Raw genomic sequence first — 22,743 nt, forward strand, 5'->3', positions numbered from 1 at the left:
GAGCCCATCGCCAGCCGGGTCGTGGGCCGAAAGGGTCAGGCCGTTGCCGGTATCCGCGGCTGCAAAAGTCCAGGCTTCATCGAATGGGAAAAGCTTCTTCTTCATCGATCAGGCCCGTCGGCAGGTCGTTGAACTACACGAAATCGAAAAGCATTCGGCAAGCTAGAATCGCGCTATTAATGCTTGTTTACCGCTGGCCTTGTTGCGCAGCTTTGCTTGGCATTGGGGCGAAAAGCAGAAGTCACTGGCGCCACCCCGTAGAATTGCGGTGTTTGAACTATCTTCTCCGATTGAAGCCAGGCCCGACCAGCGCCGAACAAGCTGTTGGAAATCGGCGCCGGATTTGTTTAAGTCGGACCGGGCTGCCTTTCCCATCCGCGAAAATCCGAAAAAAACAAGGTTTCTCAATGCCTTTCCCACATGCTTCGCAGGCCCTTTCCCGTTTCACCGTGCTCGATCTCACCCGTGTTCGCTCCGGGCCCACCTGCGTCCGGCAATTGGCGGACTGGGGAGCCAACGTCATCAAGATCGACGCGCTGCTGGAGGATGGCGGTGGCGAGCAGCCGGGCGGCCCGCGTCATGGCTCGGATTTTCAGAATTTGCACCGTAACAAGCGGGCCATGACGCTGAACCTGAAGGATCCCAGGGGGCTGGAGGTATTCAAGCGCCTCGCCACGAAGGCAGACGTCGTGGTCGAGAACTTCCGGCCCGACGTCAAAGGCAAACTCGGCATCGATTATGAGAGCCTGCGCCAGATCAACCCGCGGATCGTCTACGGCAGCATTTCCGGCTTCGGCCAGGATGGTCCGTACCACAAGCGGCCGGGCTTCGATCAGATCGCGCAAGGCATGGGCGGGCTGATGTCGGTCACCGGCGCGCCGGGTCAGGGCCCGATGCGGGTCGGCATCCCCGTCGCCGATCTCACCGCCGGGCTGTTCTGCGCGCTCGGCATCCTCACCGCGCTCCTGGAGCGCGAGGTTTCCGGCGAGGGCCAATGGGTGCAGACGTCGCTGCTGCAAGCGCAGATCTTCATGCTGGATTTCCAGGCCTCGCGCTGGCTGATGGAAAAGGAAGTCGCCAAGCAAGCCGGCAACAACCATCCGACCAGCATCCCGACCGGCGTATTCAAGACCTCGGACGGCTACATCAACATCGCCACGACGGGTGGACGGATCTGGGAGCGCTGCGCCCAGGCGATCGGCGCGCCGGAACTGATCACTAACCCCGACTACGCCACCGCGCCCGCGCGCTCGAAGAATCGCGACGCGCTCAATGCAGCGATCGAAAAACTCACCGAGAAGAAGTCCACGGAGACCTGGGTCAGGGAGTTGAACGAGGCCGGCGTGCCCTGTGGCCCGATCTACTCGATCGACCAGATGTTCGAGGACGCCCAGGTCAAGCATCTCGGCATCGCGCAACACGTACCGAACGACGAGAACCGCCACATCCAGCTCGTCGGCCAGCCGGTGACACTGTCGCGCACGCCGAGCCGGATGGCCGCTCGGCCGCCCGAGTTCGGCGAACAGACCGAGGAAGTGCTGGCCGAGTTCGGCTTTGCGAAGGACGAGATAGCCGAGTTGCGCCAGCGCAAGGTGGTGTGAGCCGACTCCAGGCGTAGGGCGGATTAGCGAAAGCGTAATCCGCCGAGGTTTGCCATGAGCGGCGGATTACGCTTACGCTAATCCGCCCTACGGCCTGCGGCTGACATGTGGCCGCGATCGGCTACACTGCCCTTTCATTATCCCGTGAAAGGCATTCCATGCGCATCATGATCCTCAATGGCCCGAACCTGAACATGCTCGGCATCCGCGAGCCGCATATCTACGGCTCGACCACGCTCGACGCCATCAAGTCGTCCTGCGAAGAGTTCGCCGCCTTCACCGGCACGCAACTGGCATTTCACCAGTCGAACCATGAGGGCGAGTTGGTTGATCTGATCCAGTCTGCGCGCACCTCGGCAGACGCCCTCATCATCAATCCAGCCGCCTACTCCTTCACCTCGATTGCGATGTTCGACGCCATGAAGATCTTCGAGGGGCCGATCTACGAGGTGCACATCTCCAATATCCATGCCCGCGACGAGTTGCATCGCCACTCCAAGCTCTCGGCGGCCGTGAAAGGCGTCATCGCAGGCCTTGGCCCCTATGGCTACATTGTTGCGATGCAAGCTGCATTGCAGACTGCAGGCCAACTGCCCGCCTCGCTGCCGGCGGCCGTCCGCGTTGGCCCGAAATGACGGATGGAGACTGATATGCAGGAAGCCGGCTACCTCGCCATCTGGAGTGATCTCGCCCCGCAGGACGAGACCGATTGGGCGCACTGGATAACCCGCGAACATGCCGCCGAACGCGTCGGCATCAACGGATTTCTGGCGTGCCGCGTCTTCCGTGCGCTGGGCGCGTCGGTGAACCGCTACTTCATTCTCTATGAGCTGGAAGATGAACGTGTCGTCGGCGGAGCAGATTATCTGGCGCGGCTGAACGCGCCGACGCCTTGGTCGCAACGCATCATGCCCCGGCTCGGCAATTTCGCGCGCGGCGGCGGCCGCATCGCAGCTTCAGCCGGCACTGGCCAGGGCGGTATCGTCGCTCCCTTGCGTCTCGACGCCACGCCGTCCTGGGACGCTTCCGCACTCGTCGCCGATCTGGCTCGCCTCGACCGGATCATTGCCGCGCGGCTCCTGCTTACCGATATCGCGCAAACCTCGATCAAGACCCGCGAGAAAGGCATGCGAAGCAGTGACGGCTCGTTCGCCGCTCTCCTGCTGATCGAGGGATTGGACGAAGCCGCCGTTCGCGACGCGCTTCATCACCTGCGCAAGACGCTTCCCGCCGAGGATCACGTTGCGATCGATAGTCTGCCAATCTACCGGCTTGCCTTCAGCCTGCCAAAGCGGCTGCTTCCGGGATGACGACAGTCGTAGGGTGGGCAAAGGAGCGCCGGCGACGTGCCCACCGTCTATCACCGATCATGCGGCGAGATGGTGGGCACGCTGTTGCTTTGCCCCCCGGTGATTTGCTGCGCAGCGCAAGCACAATCGAACGGTGGAAGCCGCGACAAACTGGCACGACGGCAAATCACTTCTGATTTTCCGAAATTGCGTCAAGCCCCGGAATCAAAAATATTCCGCTTCCGTTTTCACCCAAATCAGTCGCATAACTCCGCCCGTCTCACCGCAAGATGAGGGGCGTCGGCCATCGTCACCAACGTGCAGTGAGATGCGATGGACGCGGAGGGCGCGAGAGACGTTGCGCGCCGGATGCGTACGGCGAAGTCGTGTGGTTCGGGCGCCGCGGTGCTGGCGTTAAGTTCCCAAGAGCAGCGAAAGCTTCTCGGGGGCGATGGTGGCAATAAAGCCGTTCACCAGGAAGAGCACGAAGTAAGCCGTAAAGCCATTGCGCAGGGAAGGCCGGAGTGTTTCCGCTGTACCTGTATGCTCGGGTGCGTTTTTCTTTATGCGCAACGGCACACGAGACCGCGGGTGCAGCCAGCACCCGGTCTTCCCTGCGCCCTCTGATCTCGATGAGGGCAAAGACGATGCAAACCTCGGGCAATTCATGTCGCGAGATCGCGAAACTATATCCACGTCATTGCGAGCGCAGCGAAGCAATCCATCTATCCCCGAGTCGAAACGTGGATTGCTTCGCCTCGCTCGCAATGACGGCTCTACTCATCGCGTCAAATCGCTACGCCTTCGCCGGCCGGAGCATGCGCGTGATGCTGCCAAAAGCCCTGTCGATCAGCGGCCAGAACAACAGAACGATTGCCAGCGTCGTGATCGAGCCGACCAGGCCGTTCGACCAGAACACCTTGAGGTCGCCGCCGGCGCCGATCATCGACAGGCGGAACGCATCCTCGGCGCGGTTGCCGAGCACCAGCGCCAGCGTGAACGGCGCCAAGGGGATGCCAATCTTCTTGAACACATAGCCGACGACGCCGAAGCCCAGCATCAGCCAGATGTCGAATATCGCGTTCTGGATCGCGTAGGCGCCGATCGCGCAGGACACTACGATCATCGGCGCTACTGCAGCGAACGGCACGCGCAGGATGGAGGCAAAGATCGGAACCGTCGTCAGCACCAGCACGAGGCCCACGACGTTGCCGAGATACATCGAGGCGATCAGGCCCCAGACGAAATCCTTGTGCTCGACGAACAGCAGCGGCCCGGGATTGAGGCCCCACACCATCAGCCCGCCGAGCAGGATCGCCGCCGTGCCGGAGCCGGGGATGCCGAGCGCGAGCATCGGCAGCAGCGCCGAAGTGCCGGAGGCATGCGCGGCAGTTTCCGGTGCGAACACGCCTTCGATGCGGCCCTTGCCAAAGCTGTCCTGATCCTTCGCGAAGCGCTTGGCGAGGTTATAGCCCATGAAGGATGCAGCGATTGCGCCGCCCGGGGTAATGCCGAGCCAGCAACCGATAAAGGAGGAGCGGACCAGCGTCACCCAGTATTTCGGAAGATCCTTCCAGACCGACAGCACGACGCGCAGCGAGATTCCAGCGGCATGGCCACGCAGCGCCAGGCGTTCCTCCATGGTCAGCAGAATCTCGCTGATGCCGAACAGGCCGATGACGGCCACCAGGAAGTTGATGCCGCGGAGCAGCTCCGGCGAGTCGAAGGTCATGCGCAACTGGCCGGAGACCGTGTCCATGCCGATGCCGGCGAGCAAAAGGCCGAGCGACATCGAAATGACCGTCTTGTGCTTGGCTTCGCGGCCGAGCCCTACGAAGGAGCAGAAGGTGAGCAGATAGACCGCGAAGAACTCCGGCGGTCCGAATTTCAGCGCGAACGAGGAAATCATCGGTGCCAGGAAGGTGATCAGCATCACCGCGACCAGCGAGCCGATGAAGGACGAGGTAAAGGCGGCGGTCAGCGCTTCCGCCGCCCTGCCCTGCTGCGCCATCGGATAACCGTCAAAGGTGGTCGCGACCGACCAGGCTTCGCCCGGAATATTGAACAGGATCGAGGTGATAGCGCCGCCGAACAGCGCGCCCCAATAGATGCAGGACAGCATCACGATCGCAGATGTCGGATCCATCGTGAATGTCAGCGGCAGCAGGATCGCGACCCCATTGGGGCCGCCGAGGCCGGGCAGAACGCCGACAAAGATGCCGAGCACCAGCCCGGTCATCATCAGGAGCAGCGTCTTCCAGGTCAGCAGCACGGCGAAGCCGTGCATCAAGAGGCCGATGGCTTCCATCAGGTAATCCCACGCATTTCGTCGTTGCGAGGAGCGAAGCGACGAAGCAATCCATTCTTGCTTTGCAGCACGATGGATTGCTTCGCTTCGCTCGCAATGACGGAAGGAGTCATGCCCAGTCCGTTAGCGGCCGAGCGCCGCTTCGAGCGGGCCCTTCGGCATGATGACATCGAAGGCGACGTCGAAAGTCACGAACATCGCGGCGGTGAACACGAAGGCAGTGAGCAGCGACTTCCACAGCGCGATCTTGCCGACCAGGCGCATGAAGCCGGAGATCAGTAGGAAGCTCGCGACATAGAGGCCGAGGAATTGGGTAGCGAGGACAAACAGCACCGTCGGTATGAACACGGCGAGCACGCGGCGCAGTTGCGCTTGCGTGACGAAACTTTCGGAGGCCTCCCGGCGCGACGCGAACGCAGCAACCAGGCCATAAAGGCTGGCGCCGCCGAGGATGATCGAGAGGTAGAACGGGAAGTATCCAGGCTGCGGTCCGGTGGATTCCCAGCCAGCCCCCGTCCGCCAATTGTCGTAACCAAGCGTGATCGCGAGCGCGAGCAGCAGGAGCGAGACGACCACGTCGACCACCCGGACGCTTACGACCTGAGGCGAATTGGCCTCGGGTGCGGTCGGATCCTCGACGACGATTTCGATGTCGGTATTGGACATGGAGACGGCGACCCCCGATACGGCGTGATCAAACGGGGATACGTGCCGCTGTCGCTGGCGTCAATGACTCGCGCTGCGCTCCGGGAATGCGCTCGCAAGTGCAGCACGCTCGGGCCGCAGCAGACCACGTTCGGTGATCAGTCCCGTCACCAGCCGCGCCGGGGTAACGTCGAAGGCGTAGTTGGCGGTCGGCGAACCCTCGGGAACAATGCGCACGGTCTCGACGCGCCCATCGGCGGTGCGGCCGGTCATCATCGTCACCTCTTCAGCGCCGCGCTGCTCGATCGGAATCTGGCCGATGCCGTCGTCGATATTAAAGTCGATGGTAGGCGACGGCAGTGCAACATAGAACGGAACGCCATTGTCATGAGCGGCGAGCGCCTTCAGGTAGGTCCCGATCTTGTTGCAGACGTCGCCATTGGCAGCCACCCGGTCGGTGCCGACAATGGCGAGATCGACCATGCGGTGCTGCATCAGATGACCGCCGGTGTTGTCGGCGATGACCGTGTGCGGCACGCCGTGATGACCGAGTTCCCAGGCGGTCAGCGAAGCCCCCTGATTGCGCGGCCTTGTCTCGTCGACCCAGACATGGACCTTGAGGCCGCGATCATGCGCAAGGTAGATCGGCGCCGTCGCGGTGCCCCAGTCGACCGTCGCCAGCCAGCCGGCATTGCAATGGGTCAGGATATTGACCGGCTCGCCCGGCGTCTTCGCCGCCGCGATCTGTTCGATCAGCGCCAGGCCATGTCGGCCGATGCCCTGGTTGATCGCAACGTCCTCCTCGGCGATTTCGCCGGCGCGCTTGTAGGCCGCGGCGGCGCGCTCCGAGGCCGGCAGCGGCCGAAGCAAACGCGCTATCTCATCGAGCGCCCATTTCAGGTTGATCGCCGTCGGCCGCGCCGCCAGCAGCATCGCATAGGCGCGATCGAGCGCGGCGTCGGACGCCTCGGCCCGCATCGCGAGCGCCATGCCATAGGCCGCGGTGGCGCCGATCAGGGGCGCGCCGCGCACCAGCATGGAACGTATGGCTTCCGTTGCTTCCGCCGCGTTCGTGAGGCGCGCCACCACGAATTCATGCGGCAGCCGCCGCTGGTCGATTGCGCCGACGGTCCAGCCGTCGGCCTCGAGCCAAATGCTGCGGAAATGCCGGCCGTCGACCTTCATGACTTCAGCACCCTTCCGGCCACCGCGTCGAGCTTGGCCAGCAGCCGCGGGTCGCGCGCTTCCGGCGCCGTGATCAGGGCGGTATCGAGCGCCTTGTCCGAACCGATCGGGCATGGCTCGTGCTCGCGCGGAAAATCCTTGGCCAGACGTGCAACGAGCGCCTTGGCCTTGCCTGCGTTCGAGTTCAGCACGCGAATGATGTCCTGCACGGTGACCGCATCGTGATGAGGATGCCAGCAATCGAAATCGGTGACCATCGCCACGCTGGCGTAGCAGATCTCGGCCTCGCGCGCGAGCTTTGCCTCGGGCATGTTGGTCATGCCGATCACCGAATGCCCCTGCGCCTTGTACATCAGGCTCTCGGCGAGGCTGGAGAACTGCGGACCTTCCATGCAGACATAGGTGCCGCCCCGCACTGCCGCGATCCCCTCGGCCTCGGCGGCGGCGGCGAGATGCACATGCAGCCGCGGCGACACCGGATTGGCCATCGAGACATGGGCGACGCAGCCTTTGCCGAAGAACGAGGTCTCGCGCCGGTAGGTCAGGTCGACGAACTGATCGACCAGCACAAAGGTGCCGGGCGGCAGCTCCTCCTTGAACGAACCGCAGGCCGACAGCGAAACCAGGTCGGTCACCCCTGCCCGCTTCAGCACGTCGATATTGGCGCGGTAATTGATGTCGGAGGGCGACAGCACATGCCCCTTGCCGTGCCGCGGCAGAAACACGATCGGCAAGCCGTCGATGACGCCGCGCGTCAGCGCGGCGGACGGGTCGCCCCAGGGGCTGTCGATGGTCTCCTCGCTGATATCCTCCAGCCCCGGCAGATCGTAGACGCCGGATCCGCCGATAACGCCAAGCACTGCGCGCGTCATGACTTCTCCCAGTCAGCTATTTGCACATGTCCGACTATACTGCGGCGCAATAATCAAGCATTGTCCGCCGTCTGCAAGAGGGTTCGACATGCCTGCTACCAAGGACAGGGAAAAACGCCAATCGATCATCGATGCCTGCCTGCGCATGAATGCGCTCGGCATCAATCAGGGCACATCGGGCAATATCAGTCTACGCCATGGCGATGGCATGCTGATCACCCCGACCAGCACACCCTATGAGGCGATGAAGCCCGAACACATCGTCTATATGCACCTGGACGGCAATCACGATCCGTCGCAGCGGCCGTCCAGCGAGTGGCGGTTTCACCGCGACATCCTCAAGGCGCGGCCGGAGGTGCAGGCGATCGTCCACGCGCATCCGCCCTATTCGACCATGCTGGCCATCATGGGCATGGAGATCCCGCCGGTTCATTACATGGTCGCCGTGGCCGGCGGCGATACTATTCGCTGCGCACCATATGCGACCTTCGGCACCCAGGAGCTTTCTGAGCATGCCGTGCGCGCACTGGAGGGACGGCTGGCGTGCTTATTGGAGCATCATGGCATGATCGCGGTTGGGCCGTCGCTACCGAAGGCGATGTGGCTTGCCGTTGAGGTCGAGACGCTGGCGCGGCAGTACCATGGCTGCCTGCAGATCGGCACGCCGCCACTATTGTCGAAGGAGGAGATCGAGACGGTTCGGCTCCGCATGGCCGGATACGGCCACGCGGAGGAGTAAGGTTGCCATTTCGAGAACCTAGCGCGCTATTTCGCGACGAAGCCCGCTTCCTGCATCAGCGAGGTGTTCAGCTTGTCGTCCTCTTCGAGGAATTTCAGCATGTCCTTGCCGGTGAGGAAGATCGGCTTGAGCGCCTGCTTCTCCATATATTCCTTGTATTCCGGTGTCTGCGTCACCTTCTGGAACAGATCGACATAGAACGCCTGCTGATCCGGCGTCACCTTGCCGGGCAGGAACATGGCACGCAGCATCAGATACTGCATGTCGAGGCCCTCCTCCTTGCACGTCGGGACATCGTTCCAGGACTGCGTTTCGGTGACCTTGGTCTTGTAGGAGATGCGCTCCTTGTCGAACACGCAGAGCGCGCGGACCTGGCCGGCGCGCCAGACTTCGAGATTCTCGGAGGGATTATTGACGTTGGCATCGGTGTGTTTGCCGACCAGTTGCGTCGCCGCCTCGCCGCCGGACTTGTACGGCAGATAGGAAAACTTCGCGCCGGTCCTCTGCTCCATGAAGACAGTGAGCACGTGGTCCTCGCGCTTGGAGCCGGTGCCGCCCATCTTGAACGGCGAGCTCGCCGCCTTGGCGGCCGCGATGAAATCCTTCACCGTCTTCGGTCCGTCCGCGTTGTCCCACAGCACGAACTGGTCGAGCGCGACCACCGACACCGGCGTCAGGTCACGCCAGTTGAAGGGAATCTTGGCCGACAGCGGCAGCATGTAGATCAGCGAATAGGCGATCAGCACCTTGTTGGGATCGCCCTCGCTGGACTTCATATACATCAGCGCCTCGGCGCCGGACGCCCCGCCCTTAAGCGACACAACCATCGGCTGCTTCATCAGGTTGTTCTTCTGGATCGCCGCCTGCATCATGCGGGCCATCTGGTCGGAAGCGCCGCCGGCGCCCGCCGCAACTACGATTTCAACCGGTTTGGTCGGCTCCCAGGCGGCAAGCGCCGGGGTGCTCGCGATCATGGCCGTCAACGCGGCCGCTGCTTTTGATATGTGTCCCACGAGTTTCATCCCTATGTATTTGCACGACCTTGAAAATCAGACGTGTTGACCGCCACATCTTGCGGGCGAACCGACGACAGTTCAAGCCGCCCTCCGCTGCGCTTTCTATGACTTTCGCATGAGGCGCAACGGCCCTCCAGCAACAGTCTCGTAGCCAGAAACAACCGCTTCGAGCTCGCCGCTTTTCCGTTGCATGGCTGCGGGTGGGCCCATCTAATGCTGCAAGGACAATCAGGAGGAGAGCCGAATGAGAAGGATTGTGATAGCCGTCCTCATGGGCGCGACAGTGGCGCTCGCCGGCTGCGGACGAGATCCGGGACCGAAGGGAGATCCCGGGCCGCAGGGTCCCGCCGGGCCGCAGGGCGCGCAGGGCTTGCAGGGCGTGGCCGGGCCTCAAGGACAACCGGGTCCTCAAGGGCCACAGGGTCCCCAAGGCCCTCAGGGACCGCAAGGTCCGCCTGGCGCGAAAGGTGATCCCGGACAGGCTGCCGCGTCCATCAGGTCGGTTCAGTCGGACGGAGAGGTCAGCTGCGATGCAAGCGAAAATCTGGTGTCGGTGTTCTGCCCGTCCGGCGGCGCCCCCGATGGGGCCAAGTGCGCCGCCGCTCCTGCCATTGGTCTTTGCCTCAAGAAGCCATAGTCGCCGGTCCGTGTCGCGATCCGACGAATGACATAACGAGAAGCATGATGGCGTTCGCGATGGCTTGCTCTGGCTGGCCCGCCGCGGACGCCACGCTTCGCTGATCGACAGTCGGCGTCGGCGGCGGCCGCTCAAATCTGCATGGCGTGAATGCGCCTGTCGACTATTTGCCCTTCCAGTTCGGCGTGCGCTTGTTGAGGAACGCGTCCATTCCCTCGCGGAAATCCTCACTCATATAAGCGCGCAGGATCAGGTCTTCGCCCTCGTCGCGCGACAATGTCCGCCGGATGCGGCGCACCGCCTCCTTGGTGACTTCGAGCGTGATCGGCGCGTGGCTGGCGACGAGCTTTGCGGTCTCGTCCGCGCGGCGCTGCAGCGTTGCCACATCAGGCACCACCTCGTTGAGTAATCCCAATTCCAGCGCCTCCGGCGCCTCGACCAGCCGCGCCTTGAAGATCAGGTCCTTGGTCCGCGCCGGGCCGACCAGTGAAACCAGCCTGGAGATGTTGGACATCGACAGGCAATTGCCGAGCGTGCGCGCAATCGGAAACCCCATCCGCGTCGACGCAGTGCCAATGCGGATGTCGCAGCACGCTGCGATCCCGGCGCCGCCGCCAGTGCAGGCCCCGGCGATCGCCGCGATGGTCGGAACGCGGCAGGCTTCCAATGCGCCGAGCACGCGATCGATGCGGGCCTCGTAGTCAAGCGCATCCTGCGCAGTCTTGAAGGCGCGGAACTGCGAGATGTCAGTGCCCGACGCGAATGCTTTGTCGCCAGCACCGGTCAGGATCATCGCCTTGATCGAGCGATCATTGTTGATGGTCTCGCAGATCGCCGCCATCTGCTCGTACATGGCAAAGGTCAGCGCGTTGCGCGCCTGCGGACGGTTGAACGTCAACCGGGCGATGCCGTCCTCGACGGAATAGATCAGGTCTTCGGTAGCAGTCGCCGGTGCGTTCATCGCAGCTCTCTCTGTTGTTACGGTCGAACGATCTCAGGCAACGGCGGCCTTCGGCATTGGCACGGCCTCGCGTCCCTTGAGAACTTCCATCGCCGCCATCACGCCACCGCTGCGATGCGGCACCTTCGCGAGGTCGAGGCCCATCTCGACGCCCGACAGCGTGCCCATCAGCATCAGATCGTTGAAATGGCCGATATGGCCGATCCGGAAAACCTTGCCCTTGATCTTGTTCAGGCCGGTGCCGAGCGACATGTCGAAATTTTCCAGCACCACTTTCCGGAAATTGTCAGCGTCATGCCCTTCCGGCATGACGACGCCGGTTAGCGCGGGCGAATGCGCGCCTTGCTCCTGACATTGCGTCTCCAGGCCCCAGACCTTAATCGCTGCGCGTGTCGCGGCGCTGTGGCGCTTGTGGCGGGCAAAGACGTTCTCCAGCCCCTCCTCCTCGAGCATCTTCACCGCTTCGCGCAAGCCGAACAGCAGGTTGGTTGCGGGCGTATAGGGCCAAGTACCGGCCTTGTTGATGGCGATGACTTCCTGCCAGTCCCAATAGGAACGCATGGCCGGATTGGCCTTCGCTACCTCAAGCGCCTTTTCCGAGATCGCGTTGAAGCCGAGTCCCGGCGGCAGCATCAGGCCCTTCTGCGATCCCGCCACCGACACGTCGATGCCCCAGGCGTCGTGCTCATAGTCCAGCGAGCCGAGACCGGAGATGGTGTCGACCATCAGGAGGGCGGGATGATTGACGCGGTCGAGAATCTTGCGGACGTCCTGCGGATGGGTGACGCAGCCGGTCGAGGTCTCGTTGTGAACCACACAGACGGCCTTGATCTTGTGCGCCTTGTCGGCCGACAGCCGGGCCTCGATCTGCTCGAGATCCGCGCCATGGCGCCAGTCGCCGGGAATGAAATCCACATCGAGCTTGAATTTGTCGGCAATGCCGCGCCACAGCACGGCGAACTGACCGGTTTCCGCCATCAGCACCTTGTCGCCGGGCTGCAGCGTATTGACGAGGGCTGCCTCCCAGGCGCCAGTGCCAGACGACGGATAGATGATCACCGGCTGCTTGGTGCGAAATACCCGCTGCATGGCGGCAAGAACCGCATGACCGACCTCGGCGAATTCCGGACCCCGGTGGTCCATGGTCGGCATATCCATGGCGCGCAGCACCCGGTCCGGCACGTTGGTCGGTCCCGGAATCTGCAGAAAATGCCTTCCAGTATGCACAGTCATGGACGTCCTTCCCGGTATTGCCTCGGCTTCGCGAGACGGTCGAATATCATTATCCGGCGGGCTTGTCGCCCGCCGGACGCAGCACGTCAATGCACAAGGAGCAGAGCTAAGGCGGCGCCCCGGGGCGCGAACTGCCGGCTAGCTGCCGACGACCTTGAGATGGGCCGGCGAATTGCCTTGCGGACGCTGCTCAAGATACTTCATCGCGGCATCGACGCCGCCGGCCCGGTATGGAATGCCGGCGACCGACAATCCCATCTCCACGCCGGTCAGCGCGGCGAGCAGGGTCAGTTCATTGCACTCGCCGAGATGGCCGATGCGGAACACCTTGCCGGCAACCTTCGACAGTCCGGAGCCAAGCGACATGTTGAAGTTATCGAGCACGACCTTGCGGAACTGGTCCGCGTCATGCCCCGGCGGCATCAGTACGGCGGTGAGCACCGGGGAAAAGTCCTTCGGCTCCTGGCAGAGCACCTCCAGCCCCCAGTGATTGACGGCGGCACGCGTTGCAGCGGCCAGCCGCTGATGGCGCGCGAAGACCTTGTCGAGCCCCTCCTCAAGCAGCATCGCGATGGCCTCGCGCAGGCCATAGAGCAAATTGGTCGCCGGCGTATAGGGAAAGAACCCGTTCGCATTCGGCTTCAGCATTTCCTCCCAATCCCAATACGATCGGGGCATTTTGTTGGTCTTGGCAGCGGCGCGGGCCTTGTCCGAGATCGCGTTGAAGCCGAGGCCGGGCGGCAGCATGAACCCTTTCTGTGAGCAGCTGACGCTGACGTCCACCTTCCATTCGTCGTGCCGGTAGTCGACCGATCCCAGCGAGGAAATGGTGTCGACCATCAGCAAGGCCGGATGACCGACCCGGTCCATCGCAGCGCGGATTTCGCCGATCCGGCTGGTCGCGCCGGTCGACGTTTCGTTGTGAACGACCATCACCGCCTTGAGCGCATGCGATGTGTCGCGCGCCAGCCTTTCTTCGATGACCGCCGGGTCTGCGCCGCGGCGCCAGTCGCCGGGCAAGAAGTCGACATCAACTCCCCAGCGGCCCGCCATCTGGCGCCATAGCGTGGCGAAGTGGCCGGTCTCCACCATCAGCACCTTGTCGCCGGGCGACAGGGTGTTGACGATCGCGGCCTCCCAGGCGCCGGTCCCTGACGACGGGAAGATCACGACCGGTCCAGAGGTCTGGAAAATCCTCTGGCTGCCCTCCAGCACCGCCCGCCCGAGTTCGGCGAACTGGGCGCTGCGGTGATCGATCACGGGCATGTCCATCGCGCGAAGAACCCGGTCCGGGACAGGGCTAGGCCCTGGAATCTGCAGAAAATGGCGTCCTTGCCGCATAACAACCTCCCAAACAGCGTGACTTCGACGAGGGGCAACCAATTTTGCATTCATTTTTTGTCTTTTCAAACAAAATTTGGTATTCAATCTGGATCGTCGACGACGCAGATTTCACAAACTACCGTTGCGCAATGAAACCAACGATTCCCGAAACCGGGATGCCGATCGCTCGGCCCGCCACCGGCAATGACGCCGACCGCCAGGAAACCTCGCTGCACGGGGAAATCCTGCTGCGGCTTCGCGACTATGTCGTCGAAGGCAACATTCCGGATGGCGCACGTGTTCCGGAACGGCAGCTCTGCGAGATGCTTGGAATCTCAAGGACACCGCTGCGCGAGGCGCTCAAGGTCTTGGCCGCGGAGGGCCTGATCGAGCTCCTGCCCAACCGTGGGGCACGGGTCCGCCAGCTTAGCGAGCGCGACCTAGAGGAGCTTTTCGACGTGATGGCGGGCCTGGAAAGCCTCGCCGGGCGCCTTGCCTGCGAGGCCATCACCGACGAGGAAATCGCTGCGATCGAGCGGCTGCACTATAAGATGTACGGCCACTATCTTAACAGCGACATGCACAACTATTTTCAGGTCAACCAGCGCATCCACGAAAGCATTGTCGCCGCCGCGCGCAACGAGACCCTGCGCGCAACCTACGCCAGCTTTGCCGGCCGGATCCGCCGCGTGCGCTATTCCGCCAATTTCGCCCGCAAGCGGCAGCGCTGGGGCGAGGCGATGCGCGAGCACGAGGCGATCCTGGATGCGCTCCGCCGTCGCGCGCCAAGCGAGCTGAGCGACATCCTGTTCCAGCATTTGCGCAACAAGCGAAGCGCCGCTATCGAGCATCTGGCCACAGTAAGAGATACCAACGCACCGACAGCTGCCACCGGCTAGCTTGCCGATTATGAATTCATAATGCAACTCATCTGAGCAAAAGTGCATAATCCCGGCAGGGATTACACTAGCCGTCTGAATCACTTGGATTTGGGATGAAGAACGCCTCAACGCTCGAACGCCGTCTGCGGTCAAATTTGACCGGCGAGATCCTGTTCGATGCCTTCAGCCGCGGCCGCTACGCGACCGATGCATCCTTCTACCAGATCGTGCCCGCGGGAGTCGTGGTGCCCCGCAGCCTGGACGAGGCGCTGATGGCACTGGCCATTTGCCGGGACGAGGGGCGAATGGTGACCCCCCGCGGCGGTGGGACTTCGCAGTGCGGCCAGACCGTCAATGAAGGAATCGTCATCGACTTTTCCAAGCACCTGAACCGCCTGCTCTCGCTGGATGTCGAGAACCGCACCTGCCTGGTCGAACCCGGCATCGTGCTCGACGACCTCAACCGCCAGCTCAGGAAGCACGGGCTGTGGTTTCCGGTCGATGTCTCCACCGCCTCGCGCGCCACAATCGGCGGCATGGCCGGCAACAATTCCTGCGGCGGCCGTTCACTGCGCTACGGCACAATGCGCGACAACACGATTTCGATGGATGCGGCCCTGGCTGACGGCACGCTTTTGCATTTCGGCGAGGTGCCGCGGGATCTGGCGCGAGTGAACTCGCCGCAGAGCGGCCTTGCCCTCTTCCGCGACATGCTCGATCTCGGCGAGCGCGAGGCTGCGGAGATATCAGAGCGGTTCCCAAAAGTGCAACGCCGGGTCGGCGGATACAATCTCGATGCGCTAGTGCCGCGCAATGCGCCGAACAACATGGCGCATCTGCTGGTCGGCTCCGAGGGAACGCTGGCCTTCACGGCGCAGGTCGAACTCAAACTGTGGCCGGTGATCCGCAACAAGGTGCTTGGGGTCTGTCATTTCGGCAGCTTCTATGAGGCGATGGATGCGGCACAGCATCTGGTGAAGCTGCGTCCTATCGCGGTTGAACTGGTTGACTGCACCATGATCGCGCTCGGGCGCGATATCGCGATGTTCAGGCCGGTGATCGAGGCGACCGTCCGCGGCGATCCGGATGCGCTGCTGATCGTCGAATTTGCGGAAGAGGATCAGGCCGACAATTTGCAAAAGCTGAAGCGGCTTTCCGAACTGATGTCAGACCTTGGCTTTGGCTGGAACCATCCGCAGCGCAAATGGGGCGGTGTGGTCGATGTCATAGAACCCGCGACGCAGACGGCAATCGCGGATTTCCGCACCTCCGGCCTCAACGTGATGATGTCGATGAAGCAGGAGGGCAAGCCGGTCTCCTTCGTCGAGGACTGTGCCGTGCCGCTGCCTCACCTCGCGGACTATACCGAGCGGCTCAACGCCGTCTTCGCCAAGCATGGCACGCGCGGCACCATGTATGCACACGCCTCCGAAGGCTGCCTGCATGTGCGCCCGATCCTCAACTTGAAGCTCGAGAAGGACGTCAAGGCGATGCGCGCCATCGCTGAAGAGGCGTTCGAGATGGTACGCGAGTACAAGGGATCGCACTCCGGCGAGCATGGCGATGGCCTAGTTCGCTCTGAATTCCACGAAGCGATGTTCGGCTCGCGCATCGTCGCCGATTTCCGGGAGGTCAAGCAGCGCTTCGATCCAGACAATCTGCTCAATCCGGGCAAGATCGTCGATTCGCCAAAAATGGACGACCGTTCGCTGTTCCGCTATCGACCGGACTATCGTGTCGGCGAGCTGAAGACCGTGCTCGACTGGTCCGCCTATCCCGGCGCAGGCGGCGGCTTTCAGGGCGCGGTCGAGATGTGCAACAACAACGGCGCGTGCCGCAAGCTCGAGGGCGGCGTGATGTGCCCATCCTATCGTGCGACCCGCAACGAGAAGGACGTCACGCGGGGCCGCGCCAACACGTTGCGGCTGGCGATATCGGGTCAATTGGGGCCCGATGCCCTCGCCTCCGACGAGATGATGGAGACGCTCAAGCTCTGCGTCTCCTGCAAGGCATGCCGCCACGAATGTCCGACCGGCGTCGATATGGCGAAGATGAAGATCGAGGTGCTGGCTGAGCGTGCGGCAAAGCATGGCCTTTCGCTGCGGGATCGGCTGGTCGCCTATCTGCCGCACTATGCAGACCTGGCGTCGCGGTTCGCGCCGCTCGCCAACTGGCGCAACCACAGTGCGCTGTTGCGTGCGTTGTTTGAGAAGTTTGCTGGCGTCAGCGCGAAGCGCACCCTGCCCGCGTTCCGACGCGACGTGTTCAGGCCGGAGGTGGAGGCCTTCGGCCCGGCAGACGGCCGCGAGGTCGTGCTGTTCGCCGATACCTTCAATCGCTACTACGAGCGCGAGAACCTCGACGCTGCGCTGCATGTCTTGGTTGAAGGCGGATATCGCGTGCATGTCCCGAGCCCTCCGGATCGCGGCCGTCCGCTGTGTTGCGGGCGGACATTTCTCTCGGCCGGGCTGGTCGAACAGGCGCGCAGTGAACTGGACAGGCTGGTCGCGACCTACGCCCCATTCGCGGCGCGCGGCGTCCCGATCGTTGGGCTGGAGCCGAGCTGCCTTCTGACACTCCGTGACGAACTGCTCTCGCTGCGCTCGGATAATGACGCCAGGAGCGTGAGCGCGCACGCGTTGCTGTTCGAGGAATTTCTGGTTCGTGAGGCGGAAGTGGGCCGCCTGAAATTACCGCTCGGTGCCATGCCGACGAAAGCGCTGGTTCACGGCCACTGCCATCAAAAGTCATTCGGCGCATTCAAGCCCGTCGAAAAGATACTTCGCCTCATTCCCGATCTTAGTATCGAAACCGTCGAGTCCAGTTGCTGCGGCATGGCCGGCGCGTTCGGCTATGGCGCCGATACTTACCAAACCTCGATCGAAATGGCCGAGCTATCGCTGCTACCGGCGGTGCGCCGCGTCGATGCGGCAGCGCTGATCGTTGCCGACGGCACTTCCTGCCGGCATCAGATCAAGGACGGCACGGACCGTGCAGCACTACATGTCGCCCGCGTGCTCGCGATGAGCCTCGACAGCGGACGGCAGACCGTCGATCCCCATCAATCGCAAAGGAACTGATATATGGCTGAACTTACCCTCGACATCGCCCGCAAGATTCTCGATGCCGCGCTTGCCAAAGGTGTCGAAAAGAAATTGAAGCCCTTGGTTATCACCATCCTGGATGCGCGCGGCTGCGTGAAGGTCACGGCGGCGCAGGACGGCACCAGCCTGATGCGAGCCGAAATCGCGCACGGCAAGGCTTATGGCGCGCTTGCGATGGGCATGGGATCGCGCGCGTTGTTCCAACGAGCCCAGGAGCAAGCCTATTTCGTCGGCGCGGTAAATGCGCTGGCGCAAGGCCGGCTCGTGCCAGTGCCCGGCGGCGTGCTGATCATGGACGGCACGACTTTACTAGGCGCGGTCGGTGTCAGCGGCGACACGTCTGATAATGACGAGGCTTGCGCGATCGCCGGCATCGAAGCCGCCGGATTCAAGGCGAATGCCGGGTAACGGCTATCCGCTGCATCCGGCAGGCATGTAGCTCATTGAAAGCCCTAAAATCAGCGCGGGACGCGCTGGTCGGCCGAATGCAGCGAGTTCCCTGCTCGAACTCTTCGTCCACCGGAATTCGTTGCAGGTGTAGATTGTCCTCTTGGCAACTACACACGGAGATTGTAATTTGCCAGCCGCACTAGCTCGGCAGGACAAATTATGATCGAAGCCATTCTGCTGATTGCCGGTACATACATCATTGTGGCCGAAATTGTTCGACGGTGGCGTGAGGCCGCCGAACGCGCGAAGTCGAGAAACAATCGCGCGTGACGGCTTGCCTTGGTGTTGCCCATGGGAGGCTAAGGAACCGTCTGAGTCGAGTCAGAATTCAGCTCAGGTTCCATTCCAGTGTATTCAAGTACCTCACGTATTTGAGTGCCGACTATGCGTACCCTCGGTGTTTCCGCGATCGTTATGGCTGCAGCCCTTGCCACACTTTCGATCATTTTCGTCGGACTGGCCCACGACAATGGCTGGTCAGGCGGCCCCGCCTGCTCGATGGCTGAGAGCCTTTGCCGTCGTCCATCGCTCATGGCAATCCCGATATTGGCGACGATGGCCTGGGGCCTGATGTTGATGACGGACAAGGGCCAGTAACGACACCTCTCGCAGCGCGATCCGCCAGTTTTTAGCGGCGCCTGCCAAGTCATCCCAAAACTGACGCTGCCGCGCCGTCCGCTTAAGAGGCGGCGCCGGACCGCAATCAGGCTATTTGCCCGGCCATGCCGGCTTGCGCTTTTCGCCAAAGGCCTTGAGGCCTTCCTTGGCGTCTTCCGTCATGGCCAACAACGCGATCTGGCTCTCGGTATAGGCGATACTCTCATCGAAAGACATTGAGGCGATCGCTCGCATCGCATATTTGCCCCGACGGATCGCCGTCGGAGACTTGTCGACGATACGGCTAACCAGCCAGTCGACCTTGGCGTCGAGCTCGGCCGCCGGCACTACGTAATTCAGAAGGCCCGCTTCCTTGGCGGTGTTTGCATCGAAGGGCTCGCCGGTAAGCGACCATTCGCTGACGAGCCGCTTTGGCGCGATCGATTGCAGCAGACTCAATACCTGCATCGGGAAAACGCCGACCTTCACTTCCGGCAAGCCAAAGATGACGTGATCGGCGGCAACCGCCATGTCGGTCATGCACAATAGGCCCATGCCGCCGGCCATGCAGACGCCCCCCACCCGGGCGATCGCGGGCTTGGTGGCGTTTTGCGACAGCCGCAACAGGTCCGCGTAATCGACGTTCGGCCTGGAAAAATCCATCGCAAAGGCAGCGCCGCTGTTTTGCAGGTCCGCGCCCGCGCAAAACGCTTTGTCGCCGGCACCCGTCAACACGATAACGCGGACATCGGTGTCGTCATGCGCTTCGCGATAGCCGCGGGCGATCCCGGCGACGACGTCGGCGTTGATCGCATTACGCTTGTCAGGCCGGTTGATGGTGATCCAGAACGCCTGCCCGCGCTTCTCGCGTATCACGCTTGTCATGTCGTTCATTGTTCCGCTCGCCTGTTTGCCCTGGATTGGAAACTTTTGCGGCAGGACGGCGGTGGCTGCAAGCGGGAATTAGGCTGCGGGCGCGGCCTTCTTCACCCAGACCTTGTTGTCATGGAACGCAGCGCCACCGACTGGAGCCACTGTTTCGGCTCCGGTCAGCATGTTGATGCCACGGCCGCCGATATGCGCCTTGTTCGGATGGATCGACTCGGCAATCAGCACGCCACGTCGAACGCCATCGAACAATTTCGCAGTCAGCGTGGTTTCACCCCGCGCGTTGCCCAGTGTCACGGCCTCGCCGTCGGAGATCGCAAGGCTTGCGGCATCTTCCGGATGGATCATCACCGTCGGTGCGCCCTCGCGAGCCTGCGACCCCGGCGTCTCGTTGAAGCTGGTGTTGAGATAGCTGCGTGACGGTGAAGTGGCGAGGCGGAACGGATGTTGCTCGTCAGCCTCCTCGATGATGGTCTAATGATCGGGCAGCGACGGCATTTCTGACCACGGGCCTAGACCTGGCCTGCCGAACGGCGGATTTGCCCAGTCAGCCTTGAAGTGGAATTTCTTGTCGGCATGCGCAAAGCCGTCGAGATAATGCGAGGTGCGGAAGTCCGGCTGAATATCGCGCCACAGATCCGCTTCCAGCGTTTCGATGTCGCCGTGACCGCTCTTCTTCAACGTAGCGTCGATCAGCTCGCGCGGCGTCATCTCAAATGCGGGATGCACGGCGTTGAGGCGGCGGCCGAGGCCTTGCAGCACCTCATGGTTGGAACGGCACTCGCCGGGCGGATCGATCAGCTTCGCGCCCACCGAAATGTGCTGATGGCCGCCGCCGTAATAGAGATCGTCATGTTCCATGAACATCGTGGCGGGAAGCACGATGTCGGCCATGGCGGCCGTCTCAGTCATGAACTGCTCATGCACCGCGACGAACAAATCCTCGCGCGCAAAGCCCTGACGCACCAGCGCCTGCTCGGGCGCGACCGTCATCGGATTGGTATTCTGGATCAGCATCGCCTTGATGGGACCACCACCCTTCAGGGCCTCAGCATCCCCGGTCAGGATCCGGCCGATCTTGGACTGGTCGAGCCAGCGTGTCGTGTCATCGATCGCGTCGTGGCCCTCGATGATGGATTCGTCGAACTGCCAGATTGAGGCATTGTTGAAAAAGGCGCCGCCGCCCTCATATTGCCAGGCCCCCGTCACCGCCGGAATGCACAGCGCTGCGTGCATCTGCGTCGCGCCGTTGCGGCTGCGGGTGAAGCCGTAGCCGAGGCGGAAGAACGTTCGCTTGGTCTGGCCAACGGCGCGCGCGAACGCCTCGATCTCCTCGACCGGCACGCCGGAAATCCTTGAGGCCCATTCCGGCGTGCGCGTCGCCAGATGTGCCTCGAGTTCGTCAGGACAGTCCGTATAGCGGTCCATATAGGCGCGGTCCGCATAACCTTCCCGGAACAGCACGTGCATAACGCCGCAGGCAAATGCGCCGTCGGTGCCTGGCCGAAGCAGGATCTTGATATCGGCCTGCTTCATGGTCTCGTTGTTGTAGATGTCGATCGCCGCGATCTTGGCGCCACGTTCTTTCCGGGCGCGCGAGGCGTGCGTCATCACGTTGACCTGGGTGTTCACCGGATTGGTGCCCCAGATCACGACGAGATCGGACACGCCCATCTCGCGCGGATCGACCCCGGCGATCTTGCCGGTGCCGATAGAAAAGCCAACGCGCGCAACGTTGGCGCAGATGGTCGAATAGAAGCGCGAATACTTCTTCACATGCGACAGGCGGTTGATGCCGTCGCGCATGACCAGCCCCATCGTGCCGGCGTAATAATAAGGCCAGACCGATTCAGCGCCGAATTCGCGCTCGGCCTGATCGAACCGCACGGCAATTTCATCGAGCGCTTCGTCCCAGGAAATCCGCGCGAATTGACCGGAGCCTTTCGGTCCGATGCGGCGCATCGGATAGAGCAACCGATCGGGATGATGAATGCGCTCGGCGTAACGCGCCACCTTGGCGCAAACGACGCCCGCGGTATAGGTCTGCACCTTGGAGCCGCGGACCCGGCCGATCGAACGCCCCTCGATCACCTCGATATCGAGCGCGCAGGCCGACGGACAATCGTGCGGACAGGTGGAATGGCGGATATCGATCTTGGTATGCTGGTTCATGCGTTTTAGATAACATCAAAAACCGCGGTCGCCGAGGGGCTTTGTCCGGCAGTGCACCTGCAAAAACGGCCGCTAGCCATGCGTCAAGCGCCCAAATAGGCGCCGCCATTGGCGTGGATCGCCTGCCCATTGATATAGCGCGCGCCAGGCCCGCAAAGGAAACGTACGGCCGCGGCAACATCTTCCGGCAGGCCTCGATTGCCGGTGATCGTCTGATGCGTCAGATGATGCGCCGGCTCGGGCTTATCCTTCGGCCGTGACGTGCCGATCAGGCCGGGCACAACGCAGTTCACGGTGATGCCGTCATCGGCAAGATCGTGCGCCAGCGCGCGGGTGAAGCCGATGATACCGGCCTTTGCCGTCACCACATGGGCTCGGTTCTTCGCGCCGGTATGGGCACTGAGACCGCCGATATTGACGATGGTCCCGGCGCCCGACTTTCGCAGCGCCGGCAGGCAGGCCTTCACACAGTGGAACGTTCCATCGAGGGTCACGTCTAGGATTTCGCGCCACGCCGCATAATCCATCTCGGCGAAGGGCTTTTCGCGCCGCAGCGCAGCGTTGTTGACGAGGATATCGATGCGGCCGAATTGCTTCATGGCAGCATCGACCATCGCCTGCACCGCTGCGGCGTTGGCAACATCGCCGATTTGAACGAGCGCTTTGCCGCCCGCTGCCTCGATCTCGCAGGCGACAGCTTCCGCCTCCGTGCGGTTGCTGCGCGCGCTCACCACGACGGACGCCCCGCCTTCCGCAAGCGTCAGCGCGATCGCGCGGCCGATATTGCGGCCTGCGCCGGTGACGACGGCTACCTTGCCGGAGAGTTCCTTGGTCATAAGCTG

Annotated in this window: 18 protein-coding genes and 1 pseudogene; 8 read left to right on the plus strand and 11 right to left on the minus strand. The window is 62.5% G+C overall.

Annotation, left to right across the window (positions count from 1 at the left end; genetic code table 11):
- Nucleotides 1–407 precede the first annotated feature (407 nt).
- The 3 genes from J6524_RS23810 to J6524_RS23820 all read left to right on the plus strand — a co-directional run bounded on the left by J6524_RS23810 (nucleotide 408) and on the right by J6524_RS23820 (nucleotide 2,911).
- On the plus strand, nucleotides 408–1,601 hold the full coding sequence (locus tag J6524_RS23810; RefSeq protein ID WP_225675031.1) for a CaiB/BaiF CoA transferase family protein: 1,194 nt from the start codon (nucleotides 408–410) through the stop codon (nucleotides 1,599–1,601).
- 158 nt (nucleotides 1,602–1,759) lie between these two features.
- Nucleotides 1,760–2,236: a type II 3-dehydroquinate dehydratase gene (locus tag J6524_RS23815; RefSeq protein ID WP_225675033.1), complete on the plus strand. Its 477-nt coding sequence runs from the start codon at nucleotides 1,760–1,762 to the stop codon at nucleotides 2,234–2,236.
- A 15-nt stretch (nucleotides 2,237–2,251) separates the two neighbouring features.
- A complete protein-coding gene (locus tag J6524_RS23820) occupies nucleotides 2,252–2,911 on the plus strand; it encodes a hypothetical protein (RefSeq protein WP_225675035.1) in 660 nt (219 codons plus the stop codon).
- A 775-nt stretch (nucleotides 2,912–3,686) separates the two neighbouring features.
- On the opposite strand, the gene J6524_RS23825 is transcribed toward J6524_RS23820, so the two are convergent.
- The 4 genes from J6524_RS23825 to J6524_RS23840 all read right to left on the minus strand — a co-directional run bounded on the left by J6524_RS23825 (nucleotide 3,687) and on the right by J6524_RS23840 (nucleotide 7,900).
- Nucleotides 3,687–5,198: a tripartite tricarboxylate transporter permease gene (locus tag J6524_RS23825; protein WP_225675037.1), complete on the minus strand. Its 1,512-nt coding sequence runs from the start codon at nucleotides 5,196–5,198 to the stop codon at nucleotides 3,687–3,689.
- Between the two features lie 123 nt (nucleotides 5,199–5,321).
- Nucleotides 5,322–5,864, minus strand: coding sequence for a tripartite tricarboxylate transporter TctB family protein (locus J6524_RS23830; protein WP_225675040.1), 543 nt, complete (start codon nucleotides 5,862–5,864; stop codon nucleotides 5,322–5,324).
- Between the two features lie 60 nt (nucleotides 5,865–5,924).
- Nucleotides 5,925–7,028 (minus strand): S-methyl-5-thioribose-1-phosphate isomerase, encoded by a 1,104-nt coding sequence (gene mtnA / locus J6524_RS23835; protein WP_225675042.1) that lies wholly within the window; start codon nucleotides 7,026–7,028, stop codon nucleotides 5,925–5,927.
- Complete coding sequence (locus J6524_RS23840; RefSeq protein WP_225675044.1) at nucleotides 7,025–7,900, minus strand: S-methyl-5'-thioadenosine phosphorylase; 876 nt, start codon at nucleotides 7,898–7,900, stop codon at nucleotides 7,025–7,027. The genes mtnA and J6524_RS23840 overlap by 4 nt, the downstream gene beginning before the upstream one ends.
- Before the next feature lie 88 nt (nucleotides 7,901–7,988).
- On the opposite strand from J6524_RS23840, the gene J6524_RS23845 reads away from it, so the two are divergent.
- Nucleotides 7,989–8,639 carry a class II aldolase/adducin family protein gene (locus J6524_RS23845; protein WP_225675045.1) on the plus strand — a complete coding sequence of 217 codons (651 nt, stop codon included), beginning with the start codon at nucleotides 7,989–7,991 and terminating at the stop codon, nucleotides 8,637–8,639.
- Nucleotides 8,640–8,665: 26 nt separating this feature from the next.
- On the opposite strand, the gene J6524_RS23850 is transcribed toward J6524_RS23845, so the two are convergent.
- The 4 genes from J6524_RS23850 to J6524_RS23865 form a co-directional block, all read right to left on the minus strand.
- Nucleotides 8,666–9,613, minus strand: coding sequence for a Bug family tripartite tricarboxylate transporter substrate binding protein (locus tag J6524_RS23850; protein ID WP_249789605.1), 948 nt, complete (start codon nucleotides 9,611–9,613; stop codon nucleotides 8,666–8,668).
- 842 nt (nucleotides 9,614–10,455) lie between these two features.
- On the minus strand, nucleotides 10,456–11,253 hold the full coding sequence (locus tag J6524_RS23855) for an enoyl-CoA hydratase/isomerase family protein (RefSeq protein WP_225675049.1): 798 nt from the start codon (nucleotides 11,251–11,253) through the stop codon (nucleotides 10,456–10,458).
- Nucleotides 11,254–11,286: 33 nt separating this feature from the next.
- Complete coding sequence (locus J6524_RS23860; RefSeq protein WP_225675051.1) at nucleotides 11,287–12,486, minus strand: pyridoxal-phosphate-dependent aminotransferase family protein; 1,200 nt, start codon at nucleotides 12,484–12,486, stop codon at nucleotides 11,287–11,289.
- Nucleotides 12,487–12,624: 138 nt separating this feature from the next.
- On the minus strand, nucleotides 12,625–13,827 hold the full coding sequence (locus J6524_RS23865; RefSeq protein WP_225675053.1) for a pyridoxal-phosphate-dependent aminotransferase family protein: 1,203 nt from the start codon (nucleotides 13,825–13,827) through the stop codon (nucleotides 12,625–12,627).
- 158 nt (nucleotides 13,828–13,985) lie between these two features.
- On the opposite strand from J6524_RS23865, the gene J6524_RS23870 reads away from it, so the two are divergent.
- The 4 genes from J6524_RS23870 (at nucleotide 13,986) to J6524_RS23885 (ending at nucleotide 18,841) form a co-directional block, all read left to right on the plus strand.
- Entirely contained in the window at nucleotides 13,986–14,708 is a 723-nt protein-coding gene (locus J6524_RS23870) for a GntR family transcriptional regulator (protein WP_225675055.1), read from the plus strand.
- A 95-nt stretch (nucleotides 14,709–14,803) separates the two neighbouring features.
- Nucleotides 14,804–17,770, plus strand: a complete 2,967-nt coding sequence (locus J6524_RS23875; protein WP_225675057.1) for an FAD-binding and (Fe-S)-binding domain-containing protein — start codon at nucleotides 14,804–14,806, stop codon at nucleotides 17,768–17,770.
- A 3-nt stretch (nucleotides 17,771–17,773) separates the two neighbouring features.
- Nucleotides 17,774–18,202 carry a GlcG/HbpS family heme-binding protein gene (locus tag J6524_RS23880; protein ID WP_225675059.1) on the plus strand — a complete coding sequence of 143 codons (429 nt, stop codon included), beginning with the start codon at nucleotides 17,774–17,776 and terminating at the stop codon, nucleotides 18,200–18,202.
- Nucleotides 18,203–18,628: 426 nt separating this feature from the next.
- Nucleotides 18,629–18,841, plus strand: a complete 213-nt coding sequence (locus tag J6524_RS23885; RefSeq protein ID WP_225675061.1) for a hypothetical protein — start codon at nucleotides 18,629–18,631, stop codon at nucleotides 18,839–18,841.
- Nucleotides 18,842–18,952: 111 nt separating this feature from the next.
- Here the strand turns inward: J6524_RS23885 and J6524_RS23890 are convergent, their stop codons facing one another.
- The 3 genes and pseudogenes from J6524_RS23890 to J6524_RS23910 form a co-directional block, all read right to left on the minus strand.
- Complete coding sequence (locus tag J6524_RS23890; RefSeq protein WP_225675063.1) at nucleotides 18,953–19,735, minus strand: enoyl-CoA hydratase/isomerase family protein; 783 nt, start codon at nucleotides 19,733–19,735, stop codon at nucleotides 18,953–18,955.
- A gap of 69 nt (nucleotides 19,736–19,804) precedes the next feature.
- Nucleotides 19,805–21,901 (minus strand): annotated as a pseudogene (locus tag J6524_RS23905) (molybdopterin oxidoreductase family protein).
- An 83-nt stretch (nucleotides 21,902–21,984) separates the two neighbouring features.
- Entirely contained in the window at nucleotides 21,985–22,737 is a 753-nt protein-coding gene (locus J6524_RS23910; protein ID WP_225675065.1) for a 3-oxoacyl-ACP reductase family protein, read from the minus strand.
- Nucleotides 22,738–22,743: the final 6 nt, after the last annotated feature.

Origin of the sequence: Bradyrhizobium hereditatis, from assembly GCF_020329435.1 — a bacterium.
In the GTDB taxonomy this organism is placed as follows: domain Bacteria; phylum Pseudomonadota; class Alphaproteobacteria; order Rhizobiales; family Xanthobacteraceae; genus Bradyrhizobium; species Bradyrhizobium hereditatis.

Coding starts and splice junctions, on each gene's coding strand:
- J6524_RS23875 (WP_225675057.1), top strand. CDS start 14,804: ATGAAGAACGCCTCAACGCTCGAACGCCGTCTGCGGTCAAATTTGACC.
- J6524_RS23870 (WP_225675055.1), top strand. CDS start 13,986: ATGCCGATCGCTCGGCCCGCCACCGGCAATGACGCCGACCGCCAGGAA.
- J6524_RS23825 (WP_225675037.1), bottom strand. CDS start 5,198: ATGGAAGCCATCGGCCTCTTGATGCACGGCTTCGCCGTGCTGCTGACC.
- J6524_RS23885 (WP_225675061.1), top strand. CDS start 18,629: ATGCGTACCCTCGGTGTTTCCGCGATCGTTATGGCTGCAGCCCTTGCC.
- mtnA (WP_225675042.1), bottom strand. CDS start 7,028: ATGAAGGTCGACGGCCGGCATTTCCGCAGCATTTGGCTCGAGGCCGAC.
- J6524_RS23865 (WP_225675053.1), bottom strand. CDS start 13,827: ATGCGGCAAGGACGCCATTTTCTGCAGATTCCAGGGCCTAGCCCTGTC.
- J6524_RS23850 (WP_249789605.1), bottom strand. CDS start 9,613: ATGATCGCGAGCACCCCGGCGCTTGCCGCCTGGGAGCCGACCAAACCG.
- J6524_RS23855 (WP_225675049.1), bottom strand. CDS start 11,253: ATGAACGCACCGGCGACTGCTACCGAAGACCTGATCTATTCCGTCGAG.
- J6524_RS23840 (WP_225675044.1), bottom strand. CDS start 7,900: ATGACGCGCGCAGTGCTTGGCGTTATCGGCGGATCCGGCGTCTACGAT.
- J6524_RS23845 (WP_225675045.1), top strand. CDS start 7,989: ATGCCTGCTACCAAGGACAGGGAAAAACGCCAATCGATCATCGATGCC.
- J6524_RS23830 (WP_225675040.1), bottom strand. CDS start 5,864: ATGTCCAATACCGACATCGAAATCGTCGTCGAGGATCCGACCGCACCC.
- J6524_RS23810 (WP_225675031.1), top strand. CDS start 408: ATGCCTTTCCCACATGCTTCGCAGGCCCTTTCCCGTTTCACCGTGCTC.
- J6524_RS23910 (WP_225675065.1), bottom strand. CDS start 22,737: ATGACCAAGGAACTCTCCGGCAAGGTAGCCGTCGTCACCGGCGCAGGC.
- J6524_RS23880 (WP_225675059.1), top strand. CDS start 17,774: ATGGCTGAACTTACCCTCGACATCGCCCGCAAGATTCTCGATGCCGCG.
- J6524_RS23860 (WP_225675051.1), bottom strand. CDS start 12,486: ATGACTGTGCATACTGGAAGGCATTTTCTGCAGATTCCGGGACCGACC.
- J6524_RS23820 (WP_225675035.1), top strand. CDS start 2,252: ATGCAGGAAGCCGGCTACCTCGCCATCTGGAGTGATCTCGCCCCGCAG.
- J6524_RS23815 (WP_225675033.1), top strand. CDS start 1,760: ATGCGCATCATGATCCTCAATGGCCCGAACCTGAACATGCTCGGCATC.
- J6524_RS23890 (WP_225675063.1), bottom strand. CDS start 19,735: ATGAACGACATGACAAGCGTGATACGCGAGAAGCGCGGGCAGGCGTTC.